Source organism: Serratia sp. HRI (assembly GCF_010119335.3).
Lineage (GTDB): Bacteria > Pseudomonadota > Gammaproteobacteria > Enterobacterales > Enterobacteriaceae > Serratia > Serratia nevei.
Genome location: NZ_CP083690.1, coordinates 1,325,345 through 1,346,216, shown reverse-complemented (window position 1 = coordinate 1,346,216; position 20,872 = coordinate 1,325,345). Strand labels below are relative to the sequence as shown.

The 20,872-nt window shown below is 59.8% G+C and carries 17 protein-coding genes; 10 read left to right on the top strand and 7 right to left on the bottom strand.

Features of this window, described 5'->3' with window-relative positions; translation table 11 throughout:
* Positions 1-88 precede the first annotated feature (88 nt).
* The 6 genes from nagE to GF111_RS06530 all read left to right on the top strand — a co-directional run bounded on the left by nagE (position 89) and on the right by GF111_RS06530 (position 10,037).
* The gene (nagE, locus tag GF111_RS06555; RefSeq protein ID WP_047728512.1) at positions 89-2,125 is read left to right on the top strand and encodes an N-acetylglucosamine-specific PTS transporter subunit IIBC; all 2,037 of its coding nucleotides are present in this window, start codon (positions 89-91) and stop codon (positions 2,123-2,125) included.
* A 200-nt stretch (positions 2,126-2,325) separates the two neighbouring features.
* Positions 2,326-3,345 (top strand): ISL3 family transposase, encoded by a 1,020-nt coding sequence (locus GF111_RS06550; RefSeq protein ID WP_224217823.1) that lies wholly within the window; start codon positions 2,326-2,328, stop codon positions 3,343-3,345.
* A 1-nt stretch (position 3,346) separates the two neighbouring features.
* On the top strand, positions 3,347-5,011 hold the full coding sequence (gene glnS / locus GF111_RS06545) for a glutamine--tRNA ligase (protein ID WP_038877487.1): 1,665 nt from the start codon (positions 3,347-3,349) through the stop codon (positions 5,009-5,011).
* Positions 5,012-5,589: 578 nt separating this feature from the next.
* Complete coding sequence (locus tag GF111_RS06540) at positions 5,590-6,993, top strand: OprD family outer membrane porin (RefSeq protein ID WP_038877490.1); 1,404 nt, start codon at positions 5,590-5,592, stop codon at positions 6,991-6,993.
* Positions 6,994-7,039: 46 nt separating this feature from the next.
* Entirely contained in the window at positions 7,040-7,366 is a 327-nt protein-coding gene (gene chiQ, locus GF111_RS06535) for a ChiQ/YbfN family lipoprotein (protein WP_038877493.1), read from the top strand.
* Between the two features lie 13 nt (positions 7,367-7,379).
* The gene (locus GF111_RS06530; protein ID WP_055311934.1) at positions 7,380-10,037 is read left to right on the top strand and encodes a beta-N-acetylhexosaminidase; all 2,658 of its coding nucleotides are present in this window, start codon (positions 7,380-7,382) and stop codon (positions 10,035-10,037) included.
* A gap of 244 nt (positions 10,038-10,281) precedes the next feature.
* On the opposite strand, the gene fur is transcribed toward GF111_RS06530, so the two are convergent.
* The 4 genes from fur to ybfF all read right to left on the bottom strand — a co-directional run bounded on the left by fur (position 10,282) and on the right by ybfF (position 13,179).
* Positions 10,282-10,728: a ferric iron uptake transcriptional regulator gene (fur, locus tag GF111_RS06525; RefSeq protein ID WP_019454058.1), complete on the bottom strand. Its 447-nt coding sequence runs from the start codon at positions 10,726-10,728 to the stop codon at positions 10,282-10,284.
* A gap of 329 nt (positions 10,729-11,057) precedes the next feature.
* Entirely contained in the window at positions 11,058-11,597 is a 540-nt protein-coding gene (gene fldA, locus GF111_RS06520; RefSeq protein ID WP_004939938.1) for a flavodoxin FldA, read from the bottom strand.
* Between the two features lie 264 nt (positions 11,598-11,861).
* Positions 11,862-12,149, bottom strand: coding sequence for a LexA regulated protein (ybfE, locus tag GF111_RS06515; protein WP_004939936.1), 288 nt, complete (start codon positions 12,147-12,149; stop codon positions 11,862-11,864).
* A gap of 256 nt (positions 12,150-12,405) precedes the next feature.
* The gene (ybfF, locus tag GF111_RS06510) at positions 12,406-13,179 is read right to left on the bottom strand and encodes an esterase (protein WP_080346880.1); all 774 of its coding nucleotides are present in this window, start codon (positions 13,177-13,179) and stop codon (positions 12,406-12,408) included.
* 224 nt (positions 13,180-13,403) lie between these two features.
* Here ybfF and seqA point away from each other — a divergent pair, with 224 nt between their 5' ends.
* The 4 genes from seqA to GF111_RS06490 all read left to right on the top strand — a co-directional run bounded on the left by seqA (position 13,404) and on the right by GF111_RS06490 (position 16,799).
* Positions 13,404-13,946, top strand: coding sequence for a replication initiation negative regulator SeqA (seqA, locus tag GF111_RS06505; protein WP_047728505.1), 543 nt, complete (start codon positions 13,404-13,406; stop codon positions 13,944-13,946).
* 77 nt (positions 13,947-14,023) lie between these two features.
* Positions 14,024-15,667 (top strand): phosphoglucomutase (alpha-D-glucose-1,6-bisphosphate-dependent), encoded by a 1,644-nt coding sequence (pgm, locus tag GF111_RS06500; protein WP_060442703.1) that lies wholly within the window; start codon positions 14,024-14,026, stop codon positions 15,665-15,667.
* Between the two features lie 191 nt (positions 15,668-15,858).
* Positions 15,859-16,500, top strand: coding sequence for a PadR family transcriptional regulator (locus GF111_RS06495; protein ID WP_047728503.1), 642 nt, complete (start codon positions 15,859-15,861; stop codon positions 16,498-16,500).
* Positions 16,500-16,799: a DUF3861 domain-containing protein gene (locus GF111_RS06490; protein WP_047728501.1), complete on the top strand. Its 300-nt coding sequence runs from the start codon at positions 16,500-16,502 to the stop codon at positions 16,797-16,799. Before GF111_RS06495 ends, GF111_RS06490 begins: the two co-directional genes overlap by 1 nt.
* A gap of 27 nt (positions 16,800-16,826) precedes the next feature.
* Here the strand turns inward: GF111_RS06490 and kdpE are convergent, their stop codons facing one another.
* From kdpE to kdpC, 3 genes are all read right to left on the bottom strand, one after another.
* On the bottom strand, positions 16,827-17,516 hold the full coding sequence (kdpE, locus tag GF111_RS06485; RefSeq protein WP_047728498.1) for a two-component system response regulator KdpE: 690 nt from the start codon (positions 17,514-17,516) through the stop codon (positions 16,827-16,829).
* Positions 17,517-17,532: 16 nt separating this feature from the next.
* A complete protein-coding gene (gene kdpD / locus GF111_RS06480) occupies positions 17,533-20,229 on the bottom strand; it encodes a two-component system sensor histidine kinase KdpD (protein WP_047728496.1) in 2,697 nt (898 codons plus the stop codon).
* A gap of 73 nt (positions 20,230-20,302) precedes the next feature.
* On the bottom strand, positions 20,303-20,872 hold the full coding sequence (kdpC, locus tag GF111_RS06475; RefSeq protein WP_055311935.1) for a potassium-transporting ATPase subunit KdpC: 570 nt from the start codon (positions 20,870-20,872) through the stop codon (positions 20,303-20,305).

Here is a 20,872-nt window from a genome sequence, read left to right as displayed (position 1 = left end):
ACGTGCCAAGCATTGTTTCTAAAAAGGTAGTGAGAGATCCAAATAAACTACTAATAGGGTCCGTCCGCGGACAACATAGGGGGAAAAGGTGAACATTCTTAGTTATTTGCAAAAGGTGGGACGGGCGCTGATGGTGCCGGTGGCCACGCTGCCTGCCGCCGCCATCTTGATGGGCGTCGGGTACTGGATTGACCCTGTTGGTTGGGGCGGCGACAACGCGCTTGCCGCATTATTTATCAAATCCGGTTCAGCCATTATCGATCATATGGCCGTGCTGTTCGCCATCGGTGTGGCCTACGGCATGTCCAAAGACAAGGACGGCTCTGCCGCACTGACCGGCTTCGTCGGTTTCCTGGTGCTGACCACCCTCTGTTCACCGGCCGCCGTGTCGATGATTCAGAAGATCCCCCTCGATCAGGTGCCTGCCGCGTTCGGCAAAATTGAAAACCAGTTCGTCGGTATTCTGGTGGGGATCATCTCCGCCGAAGTGTATAACCGCTTCAGCGGCGTCGAGCTGCCTAAGGCGCTGTCGTTCTTCAGCGGCCGCCGCCTGGTGCCGATCCTCATTTCCTTCCTGATGATCCTGGTTGCTTACATCCTGATGTTCGTCTGGCCAGTGGTGTTCGGCGCTCTGGTGAGCTTCGGCGAACACATCCAGAAATTGGGCTCCGTCGGCGCGGGCATCTATGCCTTCTTCAACCGTCTGCTGATCCCGGTCGGCCTGCACCACGCACTGAACTCGGTGTTCTGGTTCGACGTGGCCGGCATCAACGATATCCCTAACTTCCTCGGCGGCCAGCAGTCGATCGAAGCCGGTAAAGCGGTCGTCGGCATCACCGGCCGTTATCAGGCGGGCTTCTTCCCGATCATGATGTTTGGTCTGCCGGGCGCAGCGCTGGCTATCTATCACTGCGCGCGCCCTGAGAATAAGGCGAAAGTGCTGGGGATCATGATGGCGGGGGCATTCGCTGCCTTCTTTACCGGCATCACCGAACCGCTGGAATTCTCCTTCATGTTTGTGGCGCCGGTGCTGTATGTGCTTCACGCGATCTTGACCGGGATTTCCGTCTTCATCGCCGCCAGCATGCACTGGATTGCCGGTTTCGGCTTCAGCGCCGGTTTGGTGGATATGGTGCTGTCGTCGCGCAACCCGTTGGCGACCCACTGGTACATGCTGATCCCGCAAGGTCTGGTGTTCTTCGTTATCTACTATGTGGTGTTCCGCTTCACCATCAATAAGTTCAACCTGATGACCCCGGGCCGCGAGCTGGCGGTTGCCGGTGACGAAACCGACGGTTATGACGTCAACGTCAACAGCAACGCCGGTAAAGACGAGAACGAAACTACCACGCTGGCCCGTCGCTACGTCGGCGCGATTGGCGGTTCCGACAACCTGACCGGCATCGACGCCTGCATTACCCGCCTGCGTTTGAACGTGAAAGATTCCGCGCTGGTGAACGACGCATTGGCGAAACGCCTCGGCGCATCCGGCGTTATCCGCCTGAACAAGCAGAGCGTGCAAGTGATCGTCGGCACCCGTGCTGAACTTATCGCCAGCGCAATGCGCAATGTGATTGCCGCCGGCCCGGTAGCGGCAGCGGCGGCCCCGGCGGCGGCTCCTGCGGCGGAAGCCAAACCGCAGGCGGTACCGAACGCACCGAAAACCGCGTTTGAAACGCTGGTGGCGCCGGTGACCGGTGAAGTCGTGGCGCTCGATCAGGTGCCGGACGAAGCTTTTGCCAGCAAGGCGGTAGGTGACGGCCTGGCGATTCGCCCGACCGACAACATCGTCGTGGCGCCGGCGGACGGCACCGTGGTGAAAATCTTCAATACCAACCACGCGTTCTGCCTGGAAACCGACAAGGGCGCCGAGATCGTGGTGCACATGGGGATCGACACCGTCGCGCTGGAAGGCCAGGGCTTCAAACGCCTGGTGGAAGAGGGCGCGGAAGTGAAAGCCGGTCAACCGATTCTGGAACTGGATCTGGATTATCTGAACGCTAACGCGCGTTCGATGATAAGCCCGGTGGTGGTCAGCAACTCTGACGACTACGCCGGCCTGGCGGCGCTGGCCAGCGGCTCTGTCGTCGCCGGTCAGACCAAGCTGTACGAGATCCAAAAGTAAGGCCGTTTTTACCTGAGTAGTACCGGGGGCCGGCCACGCATCATGGCGGAGTTTGCCCCGACTTGGCGGGAAGAGAGCGATCTCTTCCCGCTTTTTTTAGGTTCATCGCGCTTTAGCGTGAACCAATAGAAAACGGCAGTCAGAACGTTTAGGTTTGTATTCGCCAAAACACACCCTAAACCTTCAAAACTGCCGTCACTATGAATGCTAACCTTTGCTCCCTGTTCTGGGAAGGCTTTATCGTCAATTCCTTCTCGCATCCTTCTGCCAACACCCTGCTTATCCAGCTCCAGCCTGACGCTGCCGTCATGCCCTGTTGTCGTCGTTGTGAGCGGCGGGTGCCTGTTGTGCATGATGTTTCCTTCCGCCGAGTGCGTGAACGCCAGCTGCTCGATTGGGTCGTCTGGCTCAACGTCCCCGTCCGGCGCCTGTGTTGCCCCCATTGCGGGGTCACCACCGAAAAAATCAGCTGGTTGCCTGAACGCCAGAGATATACCACGACGCTATCCGTATGGGTTGAGTCACTGGTCCGTTTACTGCCGATTAAGCACGTTGCACAACTCACCGGACTGAACTGGCATACGGTCAAGAATATCGACTACCGGCGTCTGCTGCGGGAACGGACAGAGCCGCAGCGCCATACCCTCCGCCGTCTGGTGATGGATGAGTTCGCCCTGTTCAAAGGACATCGTTATGCCACCGTGGTGATGGATGCGGATACGCAACAGGTGTTGTGGGTGGGCGAAGGCCGCAGCAGAGCGGCCTTCCGCCCCTTCTTCGTCTGGCTGGGCGCTGAAGGCTGTGCCGCTATCCAGTCTGTCGCCATGGATATGAATACGGCGTTAGACCTGGAGGTCAGGCATCACTGCCCGCAGGCGGAAGTGGTCTATGACTTGTTCCATGTGGTGGCAAAGTATGGCCGGGAGGTTATCGACCGGGTCCGCGTCGACCAGGCCAATCAACTCCGTGATAACCCAAAATCGCGTCAGGTCATCAAACGCAGCCGCTGGCTGCTGCTGCGCAACCCAGAAAACCTGCCCGAAGGGCATGAGGTAAAGCTCACGGAGTTGCTGGAGGCGAATTCCGTTTCGCCCCACGGCGGTGCGCTGCGCGCCGACGGTGCAACGCGCCACATTTTCGTGAAACAAACGGTTGTTTCCAGACGTGGCTTGTTGGATCATAGGCGGTTATGTGTAGCGCTTTGCATTGAGGAACAGTGAAATGAGTGAGGCTGAAGCCCGCCCAACCAATTTTATCCGTCAGATCGTCGATGAAGATCTGGCGTCGGGGAAACACACGTCGGTACATACCCGCTTCCCACCGGAGCCTAACGGCTATCTGCATATCGGCCACGCCAAGTCCATCTGCCTGAACTTCGGCATCGCCAAGGACTATCAGGGCCAGTGCAACCTGCGTTTCGATGACACCAACCCGGTGAAAGAAGACATCGAGTTCGTGGAGTCAATCAAGCACGACGTGGAGTGGCTGGGCTTTGAGTGGAGCGGCAACGTTCGTTACTCCTCAGACTATTTCGATCAGCTGCACCAGTATGCGGTTGAGCTGATCACCAAGGGCCTGGCCTACGTCGATGAGCTGTCGCCGGAGCAGATCCGTGAATATCGCGGCACCCTGACCGCGCCTGGTAAAGACAGCCCGTACCGCGGCCGCAGCGTGGAAGAGAACCTGGCGCTGTTCGAGAAGATGCGCAACGGCGAGTTCGCCGAAGGCGCCGCCTGCCTGCGCGCCAAGATCGATATGGCTTCGCCGTTTATCGTGATGCGCGATCCGGTGCTGTACCGCATCAAGTTCGCCGAACACCACCAGACCGGTAACAAATGGTGCATCTATCCGATGTACGATTTCACCCACTGCATTTCCGATGCGCTGGAAGGGATCACCCATTCGCTGTGCACCCTGGAATTCCAGGATAACCGCCGTCTGTATGACTGGGTGCTGGATAACATCACCATTCCTTGCCACCCGCGTCAGTACGAGTTTTCGCGTCTCAACCTCGAATACGCCATCATGTCGAAGCGCAAGCTGCACCAGCTGGTGGCCGAGAAGATCGTCGAGGGCTGGGACGATCCCCGTATGCCGACCGTCTCCGGTCTGCGCCGTCGCGGTTATACCGCCGCCTCGATTCGCGAGTTCTGCCTGCGCATCGGCGTGACCAAGCAAGACAACAACGTCGAGATGGTGGCGCTGGAATCCTGCATCCGCGACGATCTGAACGAGAACGCGCCGCGCGCTATGGCGGTGCTGGATCCGGTGAAAATCGTCATCGAGAACATGGGCGATGCGGTGGAAATGGTCACCATGCCTAACCACCCGAACAAACCGGAAATGGGCAGCCGCGATGTGCCGTTCAGCCGCGAGATCTATATCGATCGCGCCGACTTCCGCGAAGAAGCCAACAAGCAGTACAAGCGTCTGGTGCTGGGCAAGGAAGTGCGTCTGCGCAATGCGTACGTGATCAAGGCCGAGCGCGTCGAGAAGGACGAAGCGGGCGAGATCGCCACCATCTTCTGCAGCTACGATGCGGAAACGCTGAGCAAAGATCCTGCCGACGGCCGCAAGGTGAAGGGCGTGATCCACTGGGTGTCAGCGGCGCACGCGCTGCCGGCGGAAATTCGCCTGTACGATCGCCTGTTCAGCGTGCCTAATCCGGGCGCGGCGGAGGATTTCCTCTCCACCATCAACCCGGAATCGCTGGTCATCAAGCACGGCTTCGTCGAGCCGAGCCTGGCGGCTGCACAGCCGGAGAAAGCCTATCAGTTCGAGCGTGAAGGTTACTTCTGCGCCGACAACCGTCACTCGTCGGCCGAGCATCTGGTGTTTAACCGCACCGTCGGCCTGCGTGACACCTGGGCGAAAATCGAAGGCTAATCTTATTCGCCTCGAAAATTAATGAATCAGCGCGGCTTTAAGCCGCGCTTTTTTATGCCTGCGCTCAGCTCACGCTCTATTTCTCTCTCATTTTATCCGGGATGCGTTTAATTAATGGCGACGCATTAACCCATTAGTTCTCTTATATTGGCTCTATTAGTCTTCATTTTTTCTTATATATTCGTGATACGAATTAATTTCATTTGGAGAGCGCTCTCAATTTTTATCGTCTGACTGACGAATTTGGTCAGGCTGAAACCATTAATCGTCTCTGGTTGACCTGGTATCTCAATTTATTCTGATTTAATTGAATTTTTTATTCGACAGCCTCTATGATTGCCAGCGTAACAAATTCTCACTGATATGTGCTCCTTGTCATACTTTGACAAATCTCCCGCATTTTTTGTTTGATAATTCGCGTCGCGAAAAATAGTCTGTCTGTAGCAATTAGTGCTGTGGGAATAACATCTCGTCGGCAATATTTTTTACCCGTTCGGGTTTTTTATTGGCAGTCGTGCAGGGCAGTGGTGAACACAGGCGGCTGCAACTTTTAAGTTAAGTCAAAGAGGAATTTCAATATGGGTACGCACGGTGCTCAGCGTAAAACGCTGGCGCTCGCAGTCGCGGGCGCGCTGTTGGGAACAGGGTTTGCCATGGCGCCTGAGGCGAAAGCCGCAGGGTTTATCGATGATTCCACGCTGACCGGCGGCATTTATTACTGGCAACGTGAGCGCGACCGTAAAGATCTCAATCCGGACAGCAAGGATTACAACCAATACACCACCAACCTGTCGCACTCCACCGCCAACCTGAGCCTGGATTTCGCTTCGGGCTACGCCTGGGACATGTTTGGTCTGGACGTCGGTGCCTTTACCGCCATCGAGCTGGCAGAATCCAGCGCCAGCGGCCACCCGAACGAGATCGCGTTCTCCTCGAAAAACCGTACCTACGACGAAGACTATTCCGGTGACAAAGGCGGCGTGAGCCTGTACAAAGCCGCCGCCAAATTCAAATACGGCCCGGTCTGGGCGCGCGCCGGCTATATTCAGCCGAGCGGCCAAACCCTGCTGGCGCCGCACTGGAGCTTTATGCCGGGCACCTATCAGGGGGCCGAAGCCGGCGCCAAGTTCGACTACGGCGACGCCGGCGCGTTGAGCTTCTCCTACATGTGGACCGACAAATACAAGGCGCCGTGGCATATCGAGATGGACGACTTCCGCCAGAACGATAAGAAAACGCGCGTCTCCTACCTGCACTCGCTGGGCGCCAAGTACGATTTCAAAAACGATCTGGTGCTGGAAGCCGCCTTCGGCCAGGCGCAGGGTTATGTGAATCAATACTTCACCAAGGCGTCTTACAAATTCGATGTGCTCGGCAACCCGCTGACCACCAGTTACCAGTTCTACGGTGCGGAAGACCGCATCAGCGACAAGAACGATCCGAACAGCATCTACGACGGCCTGGCCTGGCTGCAGGCGCTGACCTTCGGTTACACGACCGGCCAATTCAACTGGCGTCTGGAAGGCACCATGGTCAAGGCGGAAGGCAACCAGGGCTTCTTCCTGCAGCGCATGACCCCGACCTACGCCTCGTCCAACGGTCGTCTGGACGTGTGGTGGGATAACCGCTCTGACTTTAACGCCAACGGCGAGAAAGCGGTGTACGCCGGCGTGATGTATGACCTCAGCAACTGGAACCTGCCGGGCATGGCGGTCGGCGGCTCCTACGTTTACGCCTGGGACGCCAAGCCGAGCACCAACCCGATCTACGATCAGAGCCAGCGCCTGAAAGAGAGCGCCTGGAGTCTGGACGCGATGTACACCATCCAGGAAGGGCGCGCCAAGGGCACCCTGATCAAGCTGCACTACACCCAGTATGACAACCACACCAACATCCCGAGCTGGGGCGGCGGTTACGGCAACATCTTCCAGGACGAGAAAGACGTCAAGTTCATGGTCATCGCGCCATTCACCATCTTCTGATGTGTTCCCCGGCCTCGCCGCCGGGGGCAGTTAAGGGAATTCAACGATGAAAAAAATCATGCTGATGTTGGCGGCCGCCGCGGCCTTGAGCGCCTGTGCGCAACCCGCCGCGCCGCCGGAAGACGCCAAATTGAAGCAGGCTTACAGCGCCTGCATCAACACCGCCGAAGGTTCGCCGGAGCGTCTGCAGCCCTGCAAGGCGGTGCTGAACGTGCTGAAACAAGAGAAGCAGCACCGGCAGTTCGCCGCGCAGGAAACGGTGCGGGTGATGGATTATCAGAACTGCATTATGGCGGTGCACAGCGGTAACGGTCAGGCTTACGACGCCAAGTGCGGCAAGCTGTGGCAAGAAATTCGCGATAACAATAATTAAGAAGGACAAGAACATGAACGCATTCAAACTGAGCGCATTAGCCGCGTTGACGGCAACGATGGGGTTCCTGGGCGGCATGGGAAACGCCATGGCCGATCAACAGCTGGTGGATCAGCTGAGCCAGCTGAAGCTGAACGTAAAAATGCTGGATAACCGCGCCGGCGAAAACGGCGTGGATTGCGCGGCGCTGGGCGCCGATTGGGCCTCTTGCAACCGGGTGTTGTTCACCCTCAGCAACGACGGCCAGGCGATCGACGGCAAAGACTGGGTCATCTATTTCCACAGCCCGCGCCAGACCCTGCGGGTAGACAACGACCAGTTCAAGATTGCTCACCTCACCGGCGATCTGTACAAGCTGGAGCCGACCGCCAAATTCAGCGGCTTCCCGGCCGGTAAGGCGGTGGAAATCCCGGTGGTCGCCGAATATTGGCAGCTGTTCAGAAACGACTTCCTGCCGCGCTGGTATGCCACGTCCGGCGACGCCAAGCCGAAAATGCTGGCGAATACCGACACCGAAAACCTGGACCAGTTTGTGGCGCCGTTCACCGGCGACCAGTGGAAGCGCACCAAGGACGACAAAAACATTCTGATGACGCCGGCTTCGCGCTTTGTCAGCAATGCCGATCTGCAGACGCTGCCTGCCGGCGCGCTGCGCGGCCAGATCGTGCCGACGCCGATGCAGGTGAAGGTTCACGCGCAGGACGTCGATTTACGCAAGGGGGTATCGCCGGATCTGAGCACGCTGGTCAAGCCGGCGGCGGAGGTCGTCAACCAGCGCTTCGCGCTGCTGGGCGTGCCGGTTCAGGCCAACGGCTATCCGATCAAGACCGACATCCAGCCGGGCAAGTTTAAAGGCGCGATGGCGGTGCCGGGCGCCTATGAGCTGAAAATCGGCAAGAAAGAGGCGCGGGTGATCGGCTTCGATCAGGCCGGGGTGTTCTACGGGCTGCAGTCGATCCTATCGTTAGTGCCGAGCGACGGCAGCGGCAAGATTGCCACGCTCGACGCCAGCGATGCGCCGCGCTTCCAGTATCGCGGCATTTTCCTCGACGTGGCGCGCAATTTCCATAAGAAGGACGCGGTGCTGCGCCTGCTGGATCAGATGGCGGCCTACAAGCTCAACAAATTCCACTTCCACCTGAGCGATGACGAAGGCTGGCGCATCGAGATCCCCGGTTTGCCTGAGCTGACGGAGGTCGGCGGCCAGCGCTGCCATGATCTGAGCGAAACCACCTGCCTGCTGCCGCAGTATGGCCAGGGGCCGGACGCCTACGGCGGCTTCTTCAGTCGTCAGGACTATATCGACATCATCAAATACGCCCAGGCGCGCCAGATTGAGGTGATCCCGGAGATCGACATGCCGGCACACGCCCGCGCCGCGGTGGTCTCGATGGAAGCGCGCTATAAAAAGCTGCATGCCGCCGGGAAAGAGCAGGAGGCCAACGAATTCCGCCTGGTGGATCCGACCGATACCTCCAATACCACCTCCGTGCAGTTCTTTAACCGTCAGAGCTACCTGAACCCATGCCTGGATTCTTCCCAACGCTTTGTCGATAAGGTGATTGGCGAGATTGCCCAGATGCATAAAGAAGCCGGTCAGCCGATTAAGACCTGGCACTTTGGCGGCGACGAAGCGAAAAACATCCGCCTGGGCGCCGGCTACACCGATAAGGCGAAACCGGAGCCGGGCAAAGGCATCATCGATCAGAGCAACGAAGACAAGCCGTGGGCCAAGTCGCAGGTGTGCCAGACGATGATCAAAGAAGGCAAGGTGGCCGACATGGAGCATCTGCCGAGCTACTTCGGCCAAGAGGTCAGCAAGCTGGTGAAGGCGCACGGCATCGACAGAATGCAGGCCTGGCAAGACGGCCTGAAAGACGCCGAGAACGCGAAGGCGTTCGCCACCTCGCGCGTGGGCGTCAACTTCTGGGATACCCTGTACTGGGGCGGTTTCGATAGCGTCAACGACTGGGCTAATAAAGGGTATGAAGTGGTGGTTTCCAACCCGGACTACGTCTACATGGACTTCCCTTACGAGGTGAACCCGGACGAGCGCGGTTACTACTGGGGCACCCGCTTCAGCGACGAGCGCAAGGTGTTCAGCTTCGCGCCGGACAACATGCCGCAGAACGCGGAAACTTCGGTCGACCGCGACGGCAACCACTTCAACGCCAAGAGCGACAAGCCGTGGCCGGGCGCCTACGGGCTGTCCGCTCAGCTGTGGAGCGAAACCCAGCGCACCGATCCGCAGATGGAATACATGATCTTCCCACGCGCGCTGTCGGTGGCTGAACGCGCCTGGCACCGCGCCGGTTGGGAGCAGGACTATCGCGCCGGCCGCGAATACAAAGGCGGGGAAACCCACTTTGTCGATACCAAGACGCTGGAGAAAGACTGGCTGCGCTTCGCCAATATCCTGGGGCAGCGTGAACTGGCCAAGCTGGACAAGGGCGGCGTCGCTTACCGTCTGCCGGTGCCGGGCGCACGCGTAGCGGGCGGCAAGCTGGAGGCGAATATCGCGCTGCCGGGGTTGGGCATCGAGTACTCCACCGACGGCGGCAAGCAGTGGCAGCGCTATGACGCCAAGGCCAAGCCTGCTGTGTCCGGTGAGGTGCAGGTGCGTTCGGTTAGCCCGGACGGCAAGCGCTACAGCCGCGCCGAGAAGGTCTAAGCCCGGTGCAACGGCCTGCTGCCCTGGCGGCGGCCGTATAACGAAGGGGGAATGCGTTCGCCCGCGCGTGTCGGCGTAGGGCGGACGTTGTAGTGAGAGTAGTACGTGGAGTCGCTGTGCCGCTGCAATTGTGATATTTCATGACATGATTTTCCCCGGCTGGTCCGGGGATTTTTTTGCCCGTTGCACGGCGGGCATAAAAAAACCGCCTCGGCGTGAGGCGGTTTTTCATAGCCGGTCAGGCTTATTTCTTGTCGTGCAGCGTTTCGTCTTCGCGACAGTCACCGGTTTCACAGTGGCCGTACAGGTACAGGCTGTGGTTGGTGAGCTTGATGCCGTGCTGCTTGGCGATGTCACGCTGGCGCACTTCGATGGATTCGTCGCTGAATTCGATCACTTTGCCGCAGTCCAGGCAAATCAGGTGATCGTGGTGATGCTGTTGGGTCAGCTCGAACACGGACTTGCCGCCTTCGAAATTGTGACGTGTCACAATGCCCGCATCGTCAAACTGGTTCAGTACGCGATAAACCGTTGCCAGCCCGATCTCTTCGCCCATATCAATCAGTTTTTTGTACAAATCTTCCGCACTGACGTGATGGCATTCCGGATTTTGCAGTACTTCCAGGATTTTGAGTCGCGGAAGCGTGACTTTTAAGCCGGCCTTCTTCAATGCGATGTTGTTGTCGGTCATGCGAATTCAGTCCTGTTACTATGCTAATCAAGTTGAGGCGTACTCGCCTGTGGCATCGGTCGGCACAAAGAGTTAATGCGTCTCATTATAGAACCGGTTGTACTAAATGGAAACCGCCGGTTGTTAACAAAGATATAATTGCACTATTGCATGTTTTGCATGCAACGCCTTGATGGATGGGATAAACCGATATCTCAGTCTACCGTGACGGGGTGGGAAGTTACAAATCTGTAGCTTCTATCGCAGCAATCCCTGCTGCCGATGACGGCCCTGTGGGCACACTATGCACTTTACAGGGCCTTTGTTCAACCTTTCGCCAGCGCCGGGGCTTAGCCGACGATATCGGCCAGGCTCAGCTCTTCGACGATTTGTTTGACCCAGGCGTCCACGCGCTCGTTGGTCAGCTCAGGCTGACGGTCTTCGTCGATCGCCAGACCGATGAAGTGGTTGTCGTCCGCCAGGCCTTTGGAGGCCTCGAAGTGGTAGCCTTTGGTCGGCCAGTGGCCGACGATGGCCGCGCCGCGCGGTTCGATAATGTCGCGGATGGTGCCCATCGCGTCACAGAAGTATTCCGCGTAGTCTTCCTGGTCGCCGCAGCCGAACAGCGCCACCAGTTTGCCGTTGAAGTCGACTTCTTCCAGCGTCGGGAAGAAATCATCCCAGTCACACTGCGCTTCACCGTAGTACCAGGTCGGGATACCCAGCAGCAGGATATCGAACCCTTCCAGGTCTTCTTTGCTGCTTTTAGCGATGTCATGCACTTCAGAGACGTCGTCGCCAAACTGTTTCTGGAGAATTTTCTGGATCATTTTGGCAATGTTTTCGGTATTGCCAGTGTCGCTGCCAAAGAAAATGCCTACAGTAGCCATATCGCGTATAACCTTTAAATTCAAGTAATTGCATTACTCGACGCCGGCACTGCCGCCGCTGACGCCGATTAAAATGATGCCATGGCAAGAGCCTTTCGCCTCCGGGGCGGGCGCCGACAGGCGCAGTCTCTTACCGGTAAATGCGTATCATGCCAGAAAGTGGCGCCGGGGTTTTATCGCATTTATGCGATGCCGGAGAATGAAGAAAAGCGTGGTCGATCCGGCGTTGTCCTTAACGCCGCGCCGCGCGTGCGGCCGAAGAGATCAATGTTCCGGCTGTTCTTCCGCCAGTTGTGCCAACAGCATCTGCTCGATGAGTTCGCTGCGGCTGATGTTGCGCTGTTCCGCCAGTTTGTTCAGGGCGTCCACCGCATCCGCGTTGATTTTCAGCTCTACGCGCCGCAATCCACGCACTTTATCGCGCCGTAACTGATTGCGCTTATTGATTCTAAGCTGTTCATCGCGGGAAAGCGGGTTGGTTTTCGGGCGCCCCGGACGGCGTTCATCTGCGAACAGATCCAGCGTCGTGCGATCCGTTTGTTCTTTTGCCATAGGTAGCGGTACTGCAAGGGAGTTTGCATCAAAAAGCGCTCGCACGCTTCCGGAGGCATCGGTTAACACACTTCGGGCCAATAAACCCTAACCCAAATTCACCCCCGAACCGGCGTTCGCGAACGCGCTGGCGCGGCGGCAAAATTATAGCGCGCCATATTACCCCAGCAGATGGAGCGACGACAATGCCTAACTGCGGGCTAAACGCGCTAAGCCGTTATCTTTAGCGCGTTTTTTCGCCAGGTGAGCGAGTTTTTCAGGCTTCGTCGAGGAAACGGTGGATGGCGCGCAGCACCGCTTCCGGTTTTTCGGCGTGAACCCAATGGCCGGTGCCGGCGACGACGTGTGCGCGGGCCTGAGGGAATTGGCGGGCGATGGCCGCACGGTAGCTGTCCTGCACGTACGGCGACAGGCCGCCGCGAATGAACAGGGTCGGGTGCGGCCAGGCCGGCACATCCTGCCAGCCGGTGATGTCTTCGTAGCGTTCGATCAGCACCGGCAGGTTGAAGCGCCATTCGCCGTTGTGGAAGGACTTCAGCAGGAACTGGATCACGCCTTCTTCCTGCAGGTAGTCGCGCATCAGCTGGGCGGCCGCCTGGCGCTGGGTGATGCCGGCGGCGCTGACGGCCTTCAGCGCGGCGAAGATCTCATCGTGACGGCGGGTCTGGTAATCCACCGGCGCCACATCGATGACGATCAGCCTGGCGACGCGCTCGGGCGCGATGGCGGTCAGCGCCATCGCCGCTTTGCCGCCCATCGAATGACCGATGACGATCGCTTTCTCCAACTGCAGTTCGTCGAGCAGCGCCAGCAGATCCTGCGCCATGGCGGGGTAGTTCATGTCGTCGGCGCGCGGGGAGAGGCCGTGGTTGCGCAGATCGACCTTGATCACCGTGTGCTGTTTATGCAGATCGCGCGCCAGCACGCCCAGGTTGTCCAGATTGCCGAACAGCCCGTGGATCAGCAGCACCGGCAGCGCGTCTGACTCGGCGGCCAGCAGTTGATAATGTAATTTCATGGCGAAGTTCATACTGAGAGAGATTCAGATTAGGGTATCATGATTGAATCGCACGATGAATCATGCGGAATTTTCGCGGCGCGGGCTTGGCAGTGCCGGCTATAGGTATTAGTCTGCATTTTCCGTCCGGAGGCACATTGTTGTGTTCGCCCCAGCGCTTTTAACCTTATAATCCCATGGCTTGAATGCAGGATCTGGCTTCAGGTTCTAAGTAGAAAAAACAGTATTGGATAAAGATGAAAACTATTGAAGTCGACGAAGAGCTTTACCGTTATATTGCCAGCCACACGCAACACATCGGTGAAAGCGCGTCCGATATTTTACGCCGCATGTTGAAATTCACCGCCGGGCAACCGGTGCGCGCGTTGCCTGCCGCCAGTGCGCCGCAGTCCGGCGAGCTGGAAAAAACGGCGCCGGCGCAGCGTCCGCGCGATCGCGTGCGCGCCATGCGCGAGCTGCTGCTGTCGGATGAATATGCCGAGCAGAACAAAGCGGTCAACCGTTTCATGCTGGTGCTGTCCACGCTGTATACCCTCGATGCCGCCGGTTTCGCCGCCGCCACCGAGGCGTTGACCGGCCGTACCCGCACCTATTTCGCCGGCGATCAGCAGACCCTGCTGGCCAACGGCACGCATACCAAGCCAAAGCATGTACCGGGCACCCCTTACTGGGTGATCACCAATACCAATACCGGCCGCAAACGCAGCATGATCGAACACATCATGCAGGCCATGCAGTTCCCGGCGGAACTGATCGAGAAAGTTTGCGGTACCGTCTAATTTAGCGAACAGCCCGTCATGATGGCCGTGCGCGACGTATTTGCCCGGTCACCGACAGGGATGAGGGAGATATGTCGATGGCGAATAATCCACGTGCCGGGCAGCCCGCCCGCCAAAGCGATCTGATCAACGTAGCCCAGCTGACGTCGCAGTACTATGTGCTGCAACCGGAAGCCGGCAATCCCGCACATGCGGTGAAGTTTGGCACCTCCGGCCACCGCGGCAGCGCGCAGCGCCACAGCTTTAACGAAGCGCACATCCTCGCCATCGCTCAGGCGATCGCCGAAGTTCGTCATCAGCAGGGCACCACCGGCCCGTGCTACGTGGGCAAAGACACCCATGCGCTGTCCGAGCCGGCCTTCATTTCCGTGCTGGAAGTGCTGACCGCCAACGGCGTCGATGTGATCGTGCAGGAAAACAACGGCTTCACGCCAACGCCGGCGGTATCGCACGCCATTCTGTGCCACAACCGCCGCGGCGGCGTGCAGGCCGACGGCATCGTCATTACGCCGTCCCATAACCCACCGGAAGACGGCGGCATCAAGTACAACCCGCCGAACGGCGGCCCGGCCGACACCAACCTGACGTCGGTGATCGAAAAGCGCGCCAACGAACTGTTGGCGCAACAGTTGAAAGGCGTTCAGCGCCAGTCGCTGGACAAGGCCTGGAACAGCGGCCACCTGCACGCCAAAGACCTGGTGCAGCCTTATGTCGAAGGCCTGGTTGAGGTGGTCGACATGCCGGCTATCCAACGTGCCGGCCTGAAATTGGGCGTGGATCCGCTTGGCGGTTCCGGCATCGCCTACTGGCAGCGCGTGGCGGAGCACTACAAGCTGGATCTGACGCTGGTGAACGATTCCATCGATCAGACCTTCCGCTTTATGCACCTGGACCACGACGGCATCATCCGCATGGACTGTTCGTCCGAGTCGGCGATGGCCGGCCTGCTGGCGCTGCGCGACAAATTCGATCTGGCGTTTGCCAACGATCCGGATTACGACCGCCATGGCATCGTCACGCCGAAGGGCCTGATGAACCCGAACCATTATCTGGCGGTAGCCATCAACTACCTGTTCCAGCATCGCCCACAGTGGGGCGCCGATGTGGCGGTAGGTAAAACGCTGGTGTCCAGCGCAATGATCGACCGCGTGGTGGCCGACCTGGGCCGCAAGCTGGTGGAAGTGCCGGTCGGCTTCAAGTGGTTCGTGGACGGCCTGTTCGACGGCAGCCTGGGCTTCGGCGGCGAAGAGAGCGCCGGGGCCTCGTTCCTGCGCTTCAACGGCAAACCGTGGTCGACGGACAAAGACGGTATCATCATGTGCCTGCTGGCGGCTGAAATCACCGCGGTAACCGGTGAAAACCCGCAGCATCACTATGACGATCTGGCCAAGCGCTTCGGTGCGCCAAGCTACAACCGCATCCAGGCGCCGGCGACTGCGGCGCAAAAAGCGGCGCTGTCCAAGCTGTCGCCGGAGATGGTCAAGGCCAATACCCTGGCGGGCGACCCGATCACCGCCCGTCTGACTGCGGCACCGGGCAACGGCGCGTCGATTGGCGGCCTGAAAGTGATGACCGACAACGGCTGGTTCGCGGCCCGTCCTTCCGGTACCGAAGACGCATACAAGATCTACTGCGAGAGCTTCCTCGGGGCGGAACACCGCGAGAAGATCGAGCACGAAGCGGTCGAGATCGTCAGCGAAGTGCTGGCTTCCGCCAAGTAATCGCTTTTCTTGATTGATAAAAAGCGCTGTTTTTACAGCGCTTTTTTTATGCCTGTAATTTAGATATATCTTTTTATCGGCGCACGCTTGCGCATTTAGATATATCGATCTAGATTAGCGTTATCGATGCTGTTTAGATATATCTAAACAACCTCGTATTGATGTTTACTGTTAAAGCGAGGTATCACCCTATGTTTCATCGATTAGGTTTACACCGGCATCACCACCACCATCATGAATGCGAAGACGGTCGCCGTCATCGCGGTGGGCGCCATCACTTCGGCGGCGAAGGCGGGGAGCACGGCCGGGGTGGGCGCGGTGGCCGGGGCGGGCGCCACCGTCTGTTCGAGCACGGCGATCTGCGTCTGGTGCTGCTGGCGCTGGTGGCGCGCAAGCCCAGCCACGGCTATGAGCTGATCAAGGCGATTGAGGAGGCTTCATCCGGCCTGTACGTGCCGAGCCCGGGGGTGATTTACCCCACGCTGACGCTGCTGGAAGAGCAGGATTTCCTTGAGCCGCTCACCACCGGCAACGGCCGCAAAAGCTACCGCATTACCGCCGCGGGCGAGGGCGAGCTGCAAAAGCATCAACAGGTGGTTGACGTCATTCTGGCGCGCCTGGCGGGCGCCGGCCGCGAGCATCATCGGCACGGCAATCTGGCGGAAGGCATTTATGACGCCATGAACCGCCTGCGCAGCCTGCTGCGCGGCAACGTGATGCGCGCCGATCTTACGCCGCAGCAGGTGGAGCGCATCAACGCCGCGTTGCTGACCGCCGTGGCGGCGATCGAAAGCGAAATGCATATTCAACCCACGCAGCAGGAGAAGAACTGATGCCCGGCCACCGTTTTACTATTACCGTTGAAGCCCTGAGCGATCGCCAGGGCAATCCCGTCGAGAAAGCGCCGCTGAGTTTTGACGTGACCAACCACGACGATATTCTCGATATCGTGGAGCGCATCCGGGCGCGTGACGATCTGAACTTCGGCCCCGAGCAGAGCGCGGCCTTCGCCGTAGGCTTGAAGCTGTTCTCCGAAGTGATGATCGAAAACCGCAAACACCCGGTTTTCGCTCCGCTGCGCGATGCGTTTAAAGAATTTATGGTCGGATTGAAGAAGGGGCCGGCGGCGTAAAGGCGCGGCAAACCGCGCCCGCCGGGGTTAAGGCATGAAGCGATAGCCGACGCCGGTTTCGGTCAGCAGGTGTTTGGGCCGGGCCGGATCGGCTTCGAGCTTCTGCCGCAGGTGGCCCATGTAGATGCGCAGATAGTGGCTGTGCTCCACGTAGTTCGGCCCCCAGACGTGGCTCAACAGCTGGCGTTGGGTGATCACCTTGCCGGCGTTGGCCAGCAGCTCCGCCAACAGGCGAAACTCGATCGGCGTCAGATGCAGATCTTCGTCGTTGCGCAGTACCCGGCGATTCACCAGATCGACGGTGATTTCCGAAAAGCTTATCAGCGGGCTTTCCTGTTGGCTGCCGGAGTGGCGACGCAGTGCGACCCGCACCCGCGCCAGCAGCTCGCCGATGCCGAACGGTTTGCTGAGATAGTCGTCGGCGCCGGCGTCCAGCGCGGCGATTTTGTCCTCTTCGGCGTTGCGCGCCGACAGCACGATCACCGGAATGGCGCTCCACTGCCGCAGATCGCGGATGTAGCTCAGCCCGTCGCCGTCCGGCAAGCCCAAATCAAGAATGATCAGATCCGGTTTGCGCGTGCCGGCTTCAATCAACCCGCGCTGCAGCGTTTCACTTTCAAATACCCGCAGGCCTTCGCTCTCCAGCGCGGTGCGCACGAAGCGGCGGATCTCTTTTTCATCTTCAACAATCAGAATGTTGGTTGGCGTTATGCTCACGTTTCCCCTGCGTTGATTACAGATCGAAGGCGTCGCCGTCGATCTCGGGCGGTTTTTCCAGCGGCAGCACGAAGCGGAAGCTGGCACCGCCGTTGGCGCCGTTTTCCGCCCAGATGCGGCCATCATGCACTTCAATAATGGCACGGCAAATCGCTAACCCCAAGCCGACGCCGGGGATTGCCGACTCTTTATTGCCGCGTGAAAACTTGTCGAAAATCAGCTGCAGCTGATCGGCGGGGATGCCGGGGCCGTTATCCCAGACCTCGACTTCCAGCCACTCGGGCAGCGTGCGCGCGCGAATGCCGATGGTGGCCTCGGTGCCGGCGTATTTATTGGCGTTTTCCAACAGGTTGGTGAACACCCGCTCCAGCAGGCTGCCGTCGCAGTTCACCAGGATCTGTTCCGGCGGCAGCTCGACCACGATCGGATGCTGGCTGAGCAGCGGCTCCAGCATGTGCAGCGAGGCGCCGACGATCTCTTCCAGCGACTGCCACTCTTTGCGCAGGCTGAAACCGCCGGACTGGATGCGCGCCATATCCAGCAGGTTGTTCACCAGCCGGGTGGTGCTCAGCACCTGCTGGCGGATCTGGCTGGCCTGGGTGGCGTGATTGGAACCTTCGGCCGCCAGGTCCAGCGTGAGAATTTCCGCCTGGCCGAACAGCACCGTCAGCGGCGTGCGCAGATCGTGCGACAGCGCCGCCAGCAGCGAGTTGCGCAGCTGTTCGCGCTCGGCGTCCAGCTTGGCTTCTTCGGCGCTGCGCGCCAGGTGCAGCCGCTCCAGCGCGCTGGCGATCAGCACCGCGAAGGTCTGCAACAGCCGCTGCTGTTCCGGCACCATCAGCTGGCGCAGGTTATTGGGCTCGATCGCCAGCAGGCCGAAGGTCTGCTTGGGGGTATTGAGCGGCAGCAGCTGGTAAGGCACGCCGGGCAGGGTGTCGGTGCCGGCGCCGGCCGGCAGGCCTTTGTCGAAGCTCCAGCGTGCGATAGCCTCGTCTACCGACAGCAGCCCGCCTTCCTCGCCGACCATCTGTTGCAGGCGGCCGTCTTCCTGCGGCAGCAGCAGCACGGTTTTCGCCTGGAAACTGCTGGAGAGGAAGTGGCGGCTGGTGTTGGCGATGTCGGCCACGGTCAGCGCGCGGCTCAGCCCGCGCGACATTTCGTACAGGTGACGCGCCCGCTGCTCGCGGTAGCGCGCCACCCGGGCCTGATAACGCACTCCGGCGGTCAGGTTACCGATGATGATGCCGACGGCGAGCATCACGCCGAAGGTCAACAGGTACTGCATGTCGCTGACGGCGAACGACCATTCGGGCTGGACGAAGAACAGATCGAAACTGGCGACGTTGATCACCGCCGCCAGCACCGACGGCCAGCGGCCGAAGAACAGCGCGACGATCGCCACGCCGAGCAGATAGACCATCACCAGGTTGGCCTGATCGAAGCCCGGCAGCAGCCACTGCGAGAGCAGGGTAATCAGCGCGCACAGCGCCACCGCGACCGCGCAACCGCGCAGCTGCATGCGCCATTTATCATTGAAGCTGCGGCCGTCGTGCTCCTTGCCCGGCGGCGGTTGTGCGGTGTCGCTCTCCAGCGCCACGATCACCAGATCGAGATCCGGCCCCAGCCGGCCGAGGCGATCGGCGAAGCTGCCGCGCAGCTTCCAGCGCTGCTCGCTGCGGCGGCCGATGATGATTTTGCCGAGGTTATGCTCGCGGGCGTAGCGCAGCACCGCGCGCTCTTCGGAAGGATCGGCCAGCGTGGCGGTTTCTGCTCCCAGTTCCTGCGCCAGCCGCAGCGCGCGCAGAATGGCGCGGCGCTGGTTTTCCGGCAGCCGGTGCAGCTTGGGGGTTTCCACATAGACCGCATGCCAGTGGCAGCCGAGCCGCGCCGCCAGCCGGGCGGCGATGCGCACCAGCTTTTCGTTGCCGCTGTTGTGGCCGACGCACAGCAGAATGCTGTCGCGGGTGTGCCACACTTTCTCGCGCCCCTGGGTGTCGCGAAACTCGCGCATCTGGTCATCGACCCGATCGGCGGTGCGGCGCAGCGCCAGCTCGCGCAGGGCGATCAGGTTGCCTTTGCGGAAGAAGTGCTCAATGGCGCGCTCGGCCTGGCCGGGAATATACACTTTGCCTTCGTGCAGCCGCCGGCGCAGATCGTCCGGCGGCAGATCGACCAGCACCACTTCGCTGGCCTCGTCAAACACGTGGTCGGGCACCGTTTCGCGCACCCGCACGCCGGTCACGCCGCCCACTACGTCGTTCAGGCTTTCCAGATGCTGTACGTTGACGGTTGTCAGCACGTCGATGCCGGCATCCAGCAGCTCTTCCACATCCTGCCAGCGTTTGGGGTGGCGCGAACCGTGAGCGTTGCTGTGCGCCAGTTCATCCATCAACACCAGCGCCGGGTGGCGCGCCAGCGCGGCGTCGAGATCGAATTCATGCACCAGCCGGCCGCGATGCTGGATGCGTTTTTGCGGCAGCAGCGTCAGGCCGTCGAGCAGGGCGGCGGTCTCGCTGCGGCCGTGGGTTTCCACCACGCCGACCAGCACGTCCAGCCCCTGAGCGCGCAAACGCTGGGCTTCCTGCAGCATGGCGTAGGTTTTGCCGACGCCGGCGCAGGCACCGAAGAATACCTTCAATCGGCCGCGCGGTTTTTCATTGGCCATCGCCAGCAGGCTATCGGGATCGGGGCGCTGCTGCTCTTCTTCGACCATGACAATTCCTTGTGTTACCAAGCAAAAAGGGGTTCGGCATGCCGAACCCTATCACTATGCTGAATACGGCGCGTTACTTCAACGCATCCAGCGCCAGGTTCAGCTTCAGTACGTTCACCACCGATTCCCCCATGAAGTTGGGCGTGGCCCGATCGGTGTTGTCTTCGATCAGTTTGGCTATCTGTTCCGGCGGCAGATGCCGCGCCGCCGCGACCCGTGCCAGCTGATACTGTGCGGCGGCGATCGAGATCTGCGGATCCAATCCGCTGCCGGAGGCGGTCAGCAGATCGACCGGGATCGGGCCGCTCATCGCAGGGTTGGCCTGGCGCAGCTGTGCTGCGCGCTCGGCGATAGCCTTATCCAACGCCGGGTTGGTTGCCGCCAGGTTGCTGCCGGCAGAGGCCAGTGGATTATAGGCTGAATCGCCGGTGGCCGATGGGCGGCCCCAGAAATAGTCGGCGCGCGTGAAGTTCTGGCCGATCAGCGCGGAGCCGACCGCCTTGTCGCCCCGGTACAGCAGCGAACCGTTGGCCGCACCCGGAAACAGCAGCTGCGCCAACCCGGTGGTCAGCAGGGGATAGGCGATGCCGGTGATCAGCGTCAGCAGGATCAGCATCACCAGCGCAGGTCGTAAATAAGTCAT

Excerpts from the sequence above, each read along its gene's own strand:
- kdpC (WP_055311935.1), bottom strand. The coding sequence starts at position 20,872 with ATGACTTATTTACGACCTGCGCTGGTGATGCTGATCCTGCTGACGCTG.
- GF111_RS06490 (WP_047728501.1), top strand. The coding sequence starts at position 16,500 with ATGCCCGGCCACCGTTTTACTATTACCGTTGAAGCCCTGAGCGATCGC.
- GF111_RS06495 (WP_047728503.1), top strand. The coding sequence starts at position 15,859 with ATGTTTCATCGATTAGGTTTACACCGGCATCACCACCACCATCATGAA.
- chiQ (WP_038877493.1), top strand. The coding sequence starts at position 7,040 with ATGAAAAAAATCATGCTGATGTTGGCGGCCGCCGCGGCCTTGAGCGCC.
- fldA (WP_004939938.1), bottom strand. The coding sequence starts at position 11,597 with ATGGCTACTGTAGGCATTTTCTTTGGCAGCGACACTGGCAATACCGAA.
- ybfE (WP_004939936.1), bottom strand. The coding sequence starts at position 12,149 with ATGGCAAAAGAACAAACGGATCGCACGACGCTGGATCTGTTCGCAGAT.
- pgm (WP_060442703.1), top strand. The coding sequence starts at position 14,024 with ATGGCGAATAATCCACGTGCCGGGCAGCCCGCCCGCCAAAGCGATCTG.
- GF111_RS06540 (WP_038877490.1), top strand. The coding sequence starts at position 5,590 with ATGGGTACGCACGGTGCTCAGCGTAAAACGCTGGCGCTCGCAGTCGCG.
- ybfF (WP_080346880.1), bottom strand. The coding sequence starts at position 13,179 with ATGAACTTCGCCATGAAATTACATTATCAACTGCTGGCCGCCGAGTCA.
- kdpD (WP_047728496.1), bottom strand. The coding sequence starts at position 20,229 with ATGGTCGAAGAAGAGCAGCAGCGCCCCGATCCCGATAGCCTGCTGGCG.
- glnS (WP_038877487.1), top strand. The coding sequence starts at position 3,347 with ATGAGTGAGGCTGAAGCCCGCCCAACCAATTTTATCCGTCAGATCGTC.
- fur (WP_019454058.1), bottom strand. The coding sequence starts at position 10,728 with ATGACCGACAACAACATCGCATTGAAGAAGGCCGGCTTAAAAGTCACG.
- seqA (WP_047728505.1), top strand. The coding sequence starts at position 13,404 with ATGAAAACTATTGAAGTCGACGAAGAGCTTTACCGTTATATTGCCAGC.
- GF111_RS06550 (WP_224217823.1), top strand. The coding sequence starts at position 2,326 with ATGAATGCTAACCTTTGCTCCCTGTTCTGGGAAGGCTTTATCGTCAAT.
- GF111_RS06530 (WP_055311934.1), top strand. The coding sequence starts at position 7,380 with ATGAACGCATTCAAACTGAGCGCATTAGCCGCGTTGACGGCAACGATG.